Source organism: Vibrio sp. FF266, from assembly GCF_041439695.1.
Classification (GTDB): domain Bacteria; phylum Pseudomonadota; class Gammaproteobacteria; order Enterobacterales; family Vibrionaceae; genus Vibrio; species Vibrio tasmaniensis_A.
The window spans coordinates 22,588-35,214 of sequence record NZ_JBGOOO010000021.1; the positions used below are offsets into that span (position 1 = coordinate 22,588).

Genomic DNA, 12,627 nt, shown 5'->3' on the forward strand with positions numbered 1-12,627 from the left:
AACCGTTAGGAGCACAGGTATTTAGGACAGCCAGTTGTTTGTTATTTTTTATATATTGATTTCGCAGTGAGTTAGCAGCTAACTCAAAATTCAGTTAGTTCTGTGTTGCAGTACTTGCTTCAAACTTACCCTTTTTTACAGCGTGACCACGCCACATCAGAAGAGTAATGGTTGAAATTGCTGTGCCGACAATCGCAGCACCGAACCAGATTGCCGCAGCAGAGAATGCGCCCAAACCAGAATCGTGTAACAAGAAGATAGAGAAGATACCTGCGCCCGGAGTCGATAGACCAATACCTGCCGCACCAACCATCGCGCCTGTAACCACAGAGCCTAGTAGGAATGAACCGATTACACGGATTGGATCTTCAATCGCCATTGGGATTGCACCTTCAGTAATACCCGCTAAGCCAAGTAGCCAAGTTGATTTACCGGTTTCAATCTCAAAGTCTTTGAATAGGCGTGGAGCAATCATGGTTGAAGCCGTTACGGTGAACGCCGATACCATTTTTACTGAACCAAAGATTGCGTATGGGCCATAAACACCGTTCGCCATTGCACCTAAACAGAATGCGTAAGCGGCTTTGTTTACCGGACCACCTAAGTCGAATGATACAAACAGACCAAGAATCGCACCCAATAACAGCGCATTGGTGCCAGACATACCGTTCAACCAGTCCGTTAGACCTTGGTTTAGGAACGCTACAGGTTTACCTATAACAAATAGCATCAAGCTACCTGCCACCAAAGTACCGATCACCGGATAAAGGTAGAAAGTAAGGAAGCCGTTAAACGCAGGGCCTAAGCGAACATGCTCTTTCACCCAGCGCATCACGTAACCCGCAATCAAACCACCAACAACACCACCAAGGAAACCTGAACCAATGATGTTTGCTGCAATACCCGCGGCAAAACCAGGACCCAGTGCCGGTTTGTCGGCTAATGAGTAAGCTGTGTAAGCGGCTAGCACCGGAACCATCAATGTACCCAGTAGGCCGCCACCTAGTTTGCGATACATCCATAGCCAAGAATCTTTTGTTGCGTAGAGCTCTTGCAGGTCAAAAATTTGCGCGATAAGAACAGCAACCGCAAGAACAGTACCACCAGCAACGATAAGAGGAACCGCGTAAGAAATACCAGAAAGCAGTGCTTGTTTGAGCTCTGTTTTCAGTGGCACTTTCTTAGGTTTATCATCAGTAGCTACTTTACGCTCTGCACCGTTGCCTTTTTTCGACTCTTCAATTGCTTCGTTTAGAATGCGTTCACCGTGTTTAATCGGTTCTGCAACTGGCGTTTCTACACGAGGAATGCCGTTAAAGCGCTCAGATTCTTTAATCGCCACTTCAGCAGCAAAAACACAAGCCACAGCATTGTTTAATTGCTCAGCCGTTAAGCGATCTTCTATACCGTTTGCGCCCTGTTTTTCAACATGCACGTTATAGCCAAGCTTTTTGCCCGCCTTTTCAAGATACTCTGCCGCCATATAGGTATGAGCAATGCCTGCTGGGCAAGCCGTCACACATACAATTGTCGGGGCATTTGTATCTAAGTTGTCTTGTTTTTCATCTTGTTGATTGTCGCCATCAAGAAGCGCGAAGATTTTTTCAGCGGTTGTCGCTTTTAATACCGCTTCGCGAACATCGTCATCAACCAATGTAGTTGTCAATGCAGTGAGCAGATGCATGTGGGTAGAACCCGCTTCTGCATTTGGAATCGCAATTAGGAAGATAAGATTTACATCTTCGTCTTCATCCAAGCCTTTCCATTTCATGTCTTCTTTAAGCGTTGCTACAGCGAAGCCAGCTTCTTTAACCGCATCAGTCTTGCCATGCGGTACTGCTAGGCCTTCACCAAGCGCTGTCGGGCCTTGCTCTTCACGAGCAAATACTGCATCAAGGTACTCTTGCTTGTTATGCAGTTTGCCTTGCTGATCCAGTTGGTCAGCAAGTGCGTAAATCGCTTCTTCTCGACTGCTAAACGTAGTTTGCAGATTTACGAGCGACTTATTCGTTAGAGTAGTAAGTTTCATAACCTTTGTCCCATAGTCACGGATTAGTACGACAGTCGTCCCTGCCGACGAGAAGAATAATACAACTTCAAGACATTTAATCCGTGATCACGATCTCACCAATACATATTTGTATTTAATTTGTATTTAAATCATATTGGTAATTCCTTTAAGAAAGCTTGTTATGTATCGTTTAATTTGTATTATATGTACTACAAAACGCCGATACGACGCTCACACTAACCTTTAAAGCAAGGCTTATATAGAGCAAATTTACGTATTTAAGGTACAGGTTGTTAATCAAAGTCTAGTTGTTCTAGCGCACAAATGAGGCAAAAATGGCAAGACTCCCGATGTATCGCCAAATCGCAGATGCAATAAGAGAAAAAATCAGTTCTGGAGAATATAAAGTTGGAGAAGCACTCCCAACAGAAGCGCAATTGCGTGAAGTATTCTCGGTAAGCCGTGTAACGGTTAGACAAGCGCTGAAACTACTGATCGAAAACGATGAGCTTGAAAGCGTTCAAGGCAGCGGCACTTACGTCAAAGAGAACAAGATCAATTACGACATCTACAAACAGTCGAGCTTTCAAGAAAAGTGGGCGCATTTGGATGTGGTTACACACAGTGACGTTCTGGCCTTTGAAATGAAGCCGTGTTCTTTGGCGATGTCTGAGCATTTAGATATCAAAGAAGGCGAATTGGTTTTCTACGTAAAGCGTGTTCGTTTCATAGACAACAATCCAATCACGGTTGAAGAAACTTGGTTACCTGTTGCCCTATTCCCAGATCTCACCTATCAAGTGATGCAGACATCAAAGTACGACTTTATTGAGAACACCAAAGGCATGGTGATTGATAGAAGTGAGCAAGAATTGGTGCCGATTCTTCCGCCTGAAGATGTTGCGAAACAGCTAGGTATTGACCCAGCTCAGCCTATCATTGAAAAACGTACTCGCGGTTACCTTGTCAATAACACGGTGTTTGAATACAGCCGTAACTACTTCACGTCTAACGATTACCGATTTACTTTGGTCGCAAGACGCCAAAGGTAAGCAATACTATAGGCTTTGGTTTACCTAAACGAATGCACCAAAGAAGCTCTTCCACACTTAGAGCTTCTTTTACCTTTAATACCAAATCACACACCAGATACGCGTTGTGTGATTTGATCACCGAGAATTAAATCTCCCTCCAGGCTTCAACGCGAAGTGCTCGATAGCATTAAAACCACTCTAAAACATCATAAGGCTGTAACACTTTGATTGTGCTTCCCACATCAAATCGCCCGTTCGTCTCTTGCCCCACATAACTCTCTTTTTCTCGCTATTATCACCATTTGCACATCAACGGCTAAAGTTATCCAACCCTTCCTGTCATATGAAACTAAAACAAGCAAAGGTGATCCAAGTTATATTCTAGGGAGTCACAAAATTTGTTTATTAACACCCAAACAACAGTAGTTAATCAATATTTACAACCACAATTAACATAGAAAAAAATGTTTGTCTTAGATCATACCAACCTCAACTATGCCTCGTGCCACAGTGCAGTTTTCTGTACATTCATTGTCATATTCTGAAACACTTTCTTATACTTTTTAAACTTTGTGGAGATTTCTATGTTAGAGCTCTTGATCGGATTAGTAATTACCATCGCTGTTGGTTACTTTATTGTGAAAGGCTATAAAGCGGCAGGCGTATTACTAACTGCTGGCCTTGCCCTACTTCTTATTACTGGCCTTATTGGTCACACAGTCTTACCAGCTAAAGTCGCCTCAACAGGTAACATGGTTACCGACTCACTAGAGTTTGTTAAGTATATGTTACAATATAGAGGTGGAGGCCTCGGAATGCAGATCATGCTTCTTTGTGGTTTTGCTTCTTACATGACGCACATTGGTGCTAACAACGTAGTAGTGAAACAGTTCTCTAAACCGCTTGCTGCTATCAAATCTCCCTATGTGCTTCTTGTAGCGGCTTACATCGTAGCGTGTCTAATGTCTCTAGCGGTAAGTTCTGCAACGGGTCTTGGTGTGCTATTGATGGCAACCCTATTCCCAATGATGACGGCAATGGGTATTTCTCGCCCAGCAGCCGTGGCGGTTTGTGCGTCACCTGCAGCCATCATTCTTTCACCAACCTCTGGTGATGTGGTTATCGCAGCTGAAAAATCAGGCATGTCTCTTGATGTGTTTGCTGTTCAAACAGTATTGCCTGTTTCTATCTGTGCAATCATCGTGATGGCTGGCGCGGCTTTCTTCTGGAACAAATACCTAGATAAAAAAGAAAACACGCCAATGGAAAAAGTAGACGTTTCGGAAATCGAAACAACAGCACCGGCTTTCTACGCTGCACTGCCATTCCTACCTATCATCGGCGTTTTCCTATTCAACGGCCGTACGATTCCGGGGCTTTCACTTGATATCTACACTATTGTGGTAGGTTCTATCTTCGTGGGCGCAGTTATCGATTACGTTGTTAAGAAGTTTGACGGCGAGAAAACATTAGAAGACTTAGATTCTTGCTACCAAGGCATGGCTGACGCGTTCAAAGGCGTGGTAATGTTGTTGGTTGCGGCGGGCGTATTTGCTCAAGGTCTAATGTCTATCGGTGCAATTGATAACCTAATCGGTCTTGCTGAATCGGCAGGCGCAGGCGGTATCGCATTGATGCTTATCCTAACAGGTTTAACGGTTGCTGCAGCTATCGCGACAGGTTCTGGTAACGCGCCTTTCTATGCATTCGTAGAGCTGGCTCCATCACTAGCGGCGAAAATGGGCTTGAACCCAGCGTTCCTAATCATCCCTATGCTTCAAGCTTCTAACTTAGGCCGTACCATTTCTCCAGTATCTGGCGTAATTGTTGCGACATCGGGTATGGGTAAAATCAGCCCGTTTGAAGTTGTAAAACGTACTTCTGTTCCAGTAATCTGTGGTCTTATCACGGTTATCTTTGGTACGCTGGTATTGGTTCCAATGGCAGCTTAACTTAAAGAAACACTCTATCTAGACTGATACAAGCTAAGATAGAGATGCCGATATAAAATGCCCTAACAAAAAGGCGCTGAACTTAATAAGTTCAGCGCCTTTTTTGCGTCATATTAATTAGAGAATTCAAAACTCTATCTATTGGAGCTTGACACTAAAAATGTCACAAGGGATTGAAACAGCACGGCTTTAAATAGTATTACTTAAAAAGAACAAACCCTACTTCATGTCACCATAACGTTCTAAATAAAGAACGGTTGCTGCGGTACGAGAAGGCACTTGCAGCTTTTTCAACAAACTCTTCATATGTACCTTAACTGTCGATTCAGAAATAAACAGGTGATCGGCGATCTGCTTGTTACGGTAACCTTTCGCGACTTCTTGAAGAATTTGCATTTCACGTTCAGTCAATTGGTCGAAGATATCATTTCGACTGTCAGCATCATTCAAATAGCGAGAGACCACACTGCTGTATGCCTTATCGCCGCTATGTGCTTGTTTAAGCAGTTCAATCAACTCATCGGGTTCAGTATCTTTCAGTAAGTAACCATCAGCGCCCGCTTTAACAATCGCTTCGATATCCGCAGGGCTATCAGAAACCGTTAAAATAACGATGTTAGCGCTTGAACCATCAGTACGAAGTGCTTTCAGGGTATCTAGCCCAGACATGCCTTTCATATTCAGATCCAACAGGATCAAATCAGGTTCTTCTTCATGGGCAAGAGCGACCGCTTCAGTACCGTTACTTGCTTCTGCAATCACTTCAAATTCATCTTCAAAGCTCAGTAATTGGCTTATACCTCTGCGCATCAATGGATGATCATCAACCAACATTACTTTACAAATCGTCAACTTTAACTTCCTTTAAACTTTTATATTTCAATATGACTGTACAGCCCTCACCTTGAGCCGCTTCAATCGTTAAGTCACCATTCAGTCTTGCCGCACGCTCCTGCATAATACTCATTCCGTAGTGGTTCATCTTCGAACTACTTGGGTCAAAGCCTTCTCCATTATCTTTAATCACGACTAATACTTGTCCGTCCTCATCGATACAGCATACATCTATCAAGTCGGCATTGGCGTGTTTTATTGCGTTTATTGTTGCTTCACGAATCAATTGAAGCAAGTGAACCTGACTGTGTGCATCAAGCTCGAGCGATGAAAGGTTATTAGTTAATTTAATCTTCGCATCGGTTCTTTCACTGAGTTGCTCTAGCATGGTGCTCAAAGCATCTCCAAAGCTACCCTCTTTGATGGATAACCTAAATGTGGTGAGTAGCTCTCTCAATTGAGTATAAGCACCCGCTAATCCATTCCCTAGCTCAGATGCTATCTGCTCTGACTGCTCTCGATGTTTGTGCTCCGGAAGTTTACCAATAACACGCTTTAACAATGTCACTTGGATTTTTAAATACGACAGCGATTGGGCCAATGAATCATGCAGTTCACGCGCAATCGTCGCTCGCTCTTCCATAATAATAAGCTGCTCAGCTTTCTTTTGAGCGCGATTATAGTAGATAGCTCTCGATAACAGTTGAATAAAACTCTCAATTAGCGTCTTAGTTGAATGACCATGATGGTATGAGCAATACAGATAGCCCAAAACAAGCTCGTTATCATCCAGTTTCATTTCAAACTTTTCATAATCGCAAGTCGGGTCGTAACCTTCATCCATAATCAAAGAACGTCCCGAATTATCGACTATTTCTAACCTTAGCGATTCAATCCCTTCTAGACTGACCAAGTGCTGCAAAATAGCTCGGAAATTTTCCGGTGCAACACGCGTTACCGTGAGTTCTTGAGAAGAATAATAGAGTGCTTGCAATGATTGGTTAGCATTTTGTAACTCAACCGTCTTGGCATCGACAACATCTTCAAGGTTTCGATACAGCACGCCTAAATCTTTCGCCATCGAGTTAAATGTTTTGGTCAAAATGCCCAATTCATTATTGTTGGTAACCTCTAACTTAACCTCGAAATCACTATTTTTGATTCTCTGGCTAGCTCTAACGAGAGCGTGTAGAGGCTTAACAACTTGTTTACGTACAAAATGAACAACAAAAAGAGATATGACGAGTATTCCACCTAGACCTATACCACCAGCCCATGCCAATTTAATTAATTTATTTTCTGAAAATTCTTGTAACTTAAAAACAAAGCGGTCGATTTCAATAACAAAATTTTCAACAAGTACCAGGTAGTGTTTTCTATCTTCGCTATTTAAGACCTGCTTCAATTCATGCCAACGGCCAATTATTAAATAATAATCATTTGTAATATCAGTTGGCACTTCCCAACTCACCAAATTAGTCATCGATGTGGAATAAAGGGAACTTTCAAATTCACGAATATGAGAATCGTAATCCACTGATTCTATTTGAATATCATGCGCTAAACGGTAGCTTTGCATGCGCATCGAGCCAGCCACATTAACCGCCTCGGCATCATTAAGGCTGGACGCTAATGTAAAAATAGCAAAACCGGTGGTGGCAACTGAAAGGAGCAATATAAATAGCAATGATTTAGCTATTGTACTCGTCACAGATGAAACAGGTTTAATAAGCAAAGTTAATATCCTGAAGGTATAAAAATGGCTGTCGGGAACCTATTGTCACACATCAAAAAACAGAGCTCCATTCAATATGTGACCAAACGCTTCATAATTTATTGATCTAAGACAATATAGGATCCTATTTAGCCCTTAAGGGGTATTTATACAAATATTTCTAAAACTACACTACTTGTGAGGATAAATGACAAGATATTAACGAAACAATGATCTACAATTACAACATCTTAGCAACATTAGTAGGCATTTAGTGGTAGACCTATCGAGACGCCGCCTATTCTCTAGGCGCAAAGTAGATTCAAGCCAAATTCGATTGCCTTGGATTAAAAGTCTAGAAAGCTTCGCAGATGATTGTACACGTTGTGGTAAATGCATCGAAAGTTGCGAGACACACATCATCATTGTCGGCGACGGTGGTTTTCCTACTGTCGACTTCTCAAAAGACGAATGTACATTCTGTTATCAATGTGCAGACGTTTGTCCAGAGCCAATTTTTAAACCCGAGGAAGAAACGCCTTGGCTGGCAAAAGCAACTATCTCTGATAAATGCTTGGCCCAACAAAATGTTGAATGCCGAAGCTGTGGTGACATGTGTGAACCTATGGCGATTCAATTTCAACTTAGAGCAGGCAGTGTTGCTCTACCAAAAATCGAGTTAGATGAGTGTAGCGGTTGTGGAGCCTGCGTAGCAGTTTGCCCTACTTCGGCTATTCTTGTGAGTAATGCATAAAACAAAAATAACGAGAGCAATTTATGGCACTAAATGAAGTGCATATATCAAGTTTAGTCGTGCATGTGAGCCCAGAGCATCTAGACGAGATCAAAGCACAAATCGAGCAATACGATAATGCGGAAATCTACGGCAGTAGCCCTGAAGGCAAAATCATCGTGGTCCTAGAAACCGAGAACCAAGGTTTTGTTACGGACACCATCGAAGAAATTAATAATATTACGAACGTTTTAGGGACAGCTTTGGTTTACCACCAAATCGAGACTGGACTAGACGAAACGGATTTAGAAACTGGAAGCAACAATTCTCAACTTGAGGGTGAAGTATGAAAATGACAAGACGCGCGTTTGTGAAAGCAAACGCAGCTGCATCAGCGGCAGCCGTTGCAGGTGTAACTCTACCAGCAACAGCAACCAACCTGATTGCTAGCTCTGATCAAACAAAAATCACGTGGGATAAAGCGCCTTGTCGTTTTTGTGGTACGGGCTGTTCGGTACTAGTTGGTACTCAAAACGGTAAAGTGGTCGCGACTCAAGGCGACCCAGAAGCACCGGTAAACAAAGGCCTTAACTGTATTAAAGGCTACTTCCTTTCAAAAATTATGTACGGTAAAGACCGTCTTGAACAGCCTCTTCTTCGTATGAAAGATGGTGAGTTCCACAAAGATGGTGATTTTGCACCAGTATCTTGGGACAAAGCTTTCGACGTAATGGCTGAGAAATGGAAAGCCGCTCTGAAGAAGAACGGTCCAACAGGCGTTGGTATGTTCGGTTCAGGCCAGTGGACAGTAATGGAAGGCTACGCAGCGGTTAAGCTGATGAAAGCGGGCTTCCGTTCAAACAACATCGATCCAAACGCTCGTCACTGTATGGCTTCTGCGGTAGGTGCATTCATGCGTACCTTCGGTATCGATGAGCCAATGGGTTGTTACGATGATTTCGAACACGCAGACGCATTCGTTCTGTGGGGTTCAAACATGGCAGAAATGCACCCAGTATTATGGACTCGTATTACAGACCGTCGTCTAAGCCACCCACACGTTAAAGTAAACGTACTGTCTACTTACTACCACCGTTCTTTCGAGCTTGCAGACACAGGTTACATCTTCGAACCTCAATCAGACCTTGCGATTGCTAACTTCATCGCTAACTACATCATTCAAAACGATGCGGTGAACTGGGAATTCGTGAACAAACACACGAACTTCAAGCAAGCAACGACAGACATCGGTTACGGCCTTCGTGACAATGACCCACTACAGAAAGCAGCTGCGAACCCTAACTCAGGTAAAATGACTGATATCAGCTTCGAAGACTACAAAGCTTCTGTTGCTGAATACACCGTTGAAAAAGCATCTGAAATGTCAGGTGTATCTCAAGATGACCTTATCAAGCTGGCTAAGCAATACGCAGATCCAAACATCAAAGTAATGTCACTTTGGACTATGGGTATGAACCAACATACTCGTGGTGTATGGATGAACAGCCTTGTGTACAACATCCACCTTCTTACAGGTAAGATTTCTACCCCAGGTAACAGCCCATTCTCACTAACTGGTCAGCCATCTGCGTGTGGTACAGCTCGTGAAGTAGGTACGTTCTCTCACCGTCTACCGGCAGATATGGTTGTTGCTAACCCTAAACACCGTAAGATTGCAGAAGACATCTGGAAGCTTCCAGAAGGCACTATCCCACCTAAACCGGGTAAACACGCTGTTGCTCAAGACCGTGCGTTAAAAGACGGTACGATCAACGCGTACTGGGTAATGTGTAACAACAACATGCAAGCTGGTCCAAACATCAACACTGAACGTCTACCAGGTTACCGTAACCCAGATAACTTCATTGTATGTTCTGACCCGTACCCAACAGCAACAGCTCAAGCTTCTGACCTTATCCTTCCAACAGCAATGTGGATTGAAAAAGAAGGTGCTTACGGTAACGCTGAGCGTCGTACACAAGCATGGTACCAACAAGTTAAAACCGTAGGTGAAGCAAAGTCTGACCTATGGCAAATCATGGAGTTCTCTAAACGCTTCACTGTTGAAGAAGTTTGGGGCGAAGAGCTTCTAGCTAAAGCACCTGAGTATCGTGGTAAAACGATGTACGACGTGCTGTACAAAAACGGCAACGTTGATGCATTCCCACTGTCTGAAGCACAAGAGCTTAACGACGATGCTCAAGCTCAAGGTTTCTACGTTCAAAAAGGTCTATTCGAAGAATACGCAGCCTTTGGTCGCGATCACGGTCACGATTTAGCACCTTACGACACTTACCACAAAGTCCGTGGCCTACGTTGGCCTGTTGTTGACGGTAAAGAAACACTGTGGCGCTTTAAAGAAGGTTCAGATCCATACGCTAAGAAAGGTTCTGGTTGGGATTTCTACGGTAAACCAGATGGTAAAGCTCTTATCATCAATGCTCCTTACGAAGCACCACCAGAAGTGCCAAGCGACGAATACGACATGTGGCTATGTACAGGTCGTGTTCTTGAGCACTGGCACACAGGTACTATGACTCGTCGTGTACCAGAACTTTACAAAGCAGTACCGGATGCACTTTGTTACATCCACCCTGCTGACGCTAAAGCTCGTGGCCTTCGCCGTGGTGATGAAGTTCTTATCGAAAACAAACGTGGTGAAGTACGCGTTCGTGTTGAAACTCGTGGTCGTAACCGTCCACCACAAGGCTTGGTATTCGTACCATTCTTTGATGCAAGAATTCTGATCAACAAGTTGATCTTGGATGCAACGGATCCTCTGTCTAAGCAGACGGATTACAAGAAGTGTCCAGTTAAGATCACTAAGGTTTCTTAAGAGCCAAGCGCTTTTAGAACCTAGATACAAGATCTAACGTATTTAATATTGCGACTACTTTTTTCATCACTTTTTGAAGGAAGTAGTCCACTCAAAGAATTAGCCTTTAGGCGGAGAAATTAACCATGAAAAAACTGATTACTGCCCTACTATCAGCTGGTCTTTTGCTAGCTGGTGCAGTTCAAGCTCAAGCTGAGCTGGATAACCCAGGCGGCATTGGTGGCGTAGAATCTCTACGTGGTGCAAGTGAACTTGAAGCAACTCGCGCAGCAGATGACTTCAAAAAGTTTCCTCGTGACCAAGTACTTGAGAGTGACTACGTATACCAACCACCTTTAGTACCTCATACTATTCGTAGCTATGAAGTGTCTCTTAACGCTAACAAGTGTCTTGCTTGTCACAGTTGGAAAAACGCTAAAGAAATGGGTGCAACTAAAGTGAGTGTAACTCACTACATGAACCGCGAAGATGCGGTACTTGCTGATGTTTCACCTCGTCGTTACTTCTGTCTACAGTGTCACGTACCTCAAGCTAATGCTAAACCGCTAGTTGAGAACGAGTTCAAACCTGTAGATTCACTGCGTTAATCGTAGCCGGACTGTAAGAGAGGCTATATATGATAAAATTACTTAAAGCGTTTTGGAAAAGACTCGCGACACCAAGTAAAGCAGCGGTAGGCGTTGTTTTGTTCTTGGGTTTCTCGGGTGGTCTTTTGTTCTGGGGTGCATTCAACACGGGTATGGAAGCAACCAATACGGAAGAGTTCTGTTCTGGTTGTCACGCACCTATCGTTGCTGAAATCCAAGAAACAATTCACTACTCTAACCGTTCTGGTGTTCGTGCTATCTGTTCAGACTGTCACGTACCTCATGAGTGGACAGATAAAATTGTTCGTAAGGTTCAGGCTTCTAAAGAGCTATACGCACACTTTATTGCGAAAACCATCAATACTGAAGAAAAGTTCAAAGCACGTCGTGCTCACTTAGCAGAACGCGAATGGGCTCGATTGAAAAAGAATGATTCACTTGAGTGTCGTAACTGTCACCAGTTCGATTACATGGACTTCTCAGAGCAGAGCCCTCGTAGTGCGAAACAACACTCGACAGCGCTAGCTTCTGGTGAAAAAACGTGTGTAGACTGTCACAAAGGTATCGCACACAAACTACCAGACATGCACGGCGTTGAAGGCTGGCAATAAGGAGCGATTGAATGAGTACTTTAGAGAACGTAATTTGGCACATCCTAGGTTACAGCGCTATGCCAGTTATCATTCTTGGCGGTTTTGCAGGTGTTGCTGCTGTCTCTCTTTGGATTTTATCTATGGGTAAAGACAAAGAAATCGATTAAGAACCAAGATTGCATCAACTTTTACCATTTATGTGTAATCCGCTTTGATTGGATTAACTCAAAAAAGCCACTGACCTCAGTGGCTTTTTAATATCTGACGTTTTGTTTTCTTATTAATAAGTCCCCCCTACTTCACCTGTTTCAACACTCTCACCATACAAAATAG

General features: G+C 43.3%; 11 protein-coding genes. 8 read left to right on the top strand and 3 right to left on the bottom strand.

The annotated features are described in order from the left end of the window. Positions 1-94: 94 nt before the first annotated feature. Entirely contained in the window at positions 95-2,029 is a 1,935-nt protein-coding gene (gene mngA / locus ACED59_RS15655; RefSeq protein WP_371705048.1) for a PTS 2-O-a-mannosyl-D-glycerate transporter subunit IIABC, read from the bottom strand. Between the two features lie 317 nt (positions 2,030-2,346). Between mngA and ACED59_RS15660 the strand changes: the two genes are divergently transcribed. Beyond that, complete coding sequence (locus ACED59_RS15660) at positions 2,347-3,063, top strand: GntR family transcriptional regulator (protein ID WP_017097477.1); 717 nt, start codon at positions 2,347-2,349, stop codon at positions 3,061-3,063. 566 nt (positions 3,064-3,629) lie between these two features. Further along, on the top strand, positions 3,630-4,997 hold the full coding sequence (gene dcuC / locus ACED59_RS15665) for an anaerobic C4-dicarboxylate transporter DcuC (protein WP_009845449.1): 1,368 nt from the start codon (positions 3,630-3,632) through the stop codon (positions 4,995-4,997). Positions 4,998-5,216: 219 nt separating this feature from the next. On the opposite strand, the gene ACED59_RS15670 is transcribed toward dcuC, so the two are convergent. Further along, positions 5,217-5,849 carry a response regulator gene (locus tag ACED59_RS15670; protein ID WP_017076057.1) on the bottom strand — a complete coding sequence of 211 codons (633 nt, stop codon included), beginning with the start codon at positions 5,847-5,849 and terminating at the stop codon, positions 5,217-5,219. Beyond that, positions 5,836-7,566: a nitrate/nitrite two-component system sensor histidine kinase NarQ gene (narQ, locus tag ACED59_RS15675; RefSeq protein WP_017097478.1), complete on the bottom strand. Its 1,731-nt coding sequence runs from the start codon at positions 7,564-7,566 to the stop codon at positions 5,836-5,838. The genes ACED59_RS15670 and narQ overlap by 14 nt, the downstream gene beginning before the upstream one ends. Positions 7,567-7,819: 253 nt before the next feature. Here narQ and napF point away from each other — a divergent pair, with 253 nt between their 5' ends. From napF to ACED59_RS15705, 6 genes are all read left to right on the top strand, one after another. Then, complete coding sequence (gene napF / locus ACED59_RS15680) at positions 7,820-8,299, top strand: ferredoxin-type protein NapF (protein WP_017097479.1); 480 nt, start codon at positions 7,820-7,822, stop codon at positions 8,297-8,299. Positions 8,300-8,322: 23 nt separating this feature from the next. After that, positions 8,323-8,628, top strand: a complete 306-nt coding sequence (locus ACED59_RS15685; RefSeq protein WP_009845453.1) for a chaperone NapD — start codon at positions 8,323-8,325, stop codon at positions 8,626-8,628. Further along, a complete protein-coding gene (napA, locus tag ACED59_RS15690) occupies positions 8,625-11,114 on the top strand; it encodes a periplasmic nitrate reductase subunit alpha (RefSeq protein ID WP_009845454.1) in 2,490 nt (829 codons plus the stop codon). Before ACED59_RS15685 ends, napA begins: the two co-directional genes overlap by 4 nt. 125 nt (positions 11,115-11,239) lie before the next feature. Continuing rightward, on the top strand, positions 11,240-11,701 hold the full coding sequence (locus ACED59_RS15695; RefSeq protein WP_009845455.1) for a nitrate reductase cytochrome c-type subunit: 462 nt from the start codon (positions 11,240-11,242) through the stop codon (positions 11,699-11,701). Between the two features lie 29 nt (positions 11,702-11,730). Continuing rightward, on the top strand, positions 11,731-12,312 hold the full coding sequence (locus ACED59_RS15700; protein WP_009845456.1) for a NapC/NirT family cytochrome c: 582 nt from the start codon (positions 11,731-11,733) through the stop codon (positions 12,310-12,312). A gap of 11 nt (positions 12,313-12,323) precedes the next feature. Further along, positions 12,324-12,461: a TIGR02808 family protein gene (locus tag ACED59_RS15705; RefSeq protein WP_017097480.1), complete on the top strand. Its 138-nt coding sequence runs from the start codon at positions 12,324-12,326 to the stop codon at positions 12,459-12,461. The last annotated feature ends 166 nt before the right edge of the window (positions 12,462-12,627 follow it).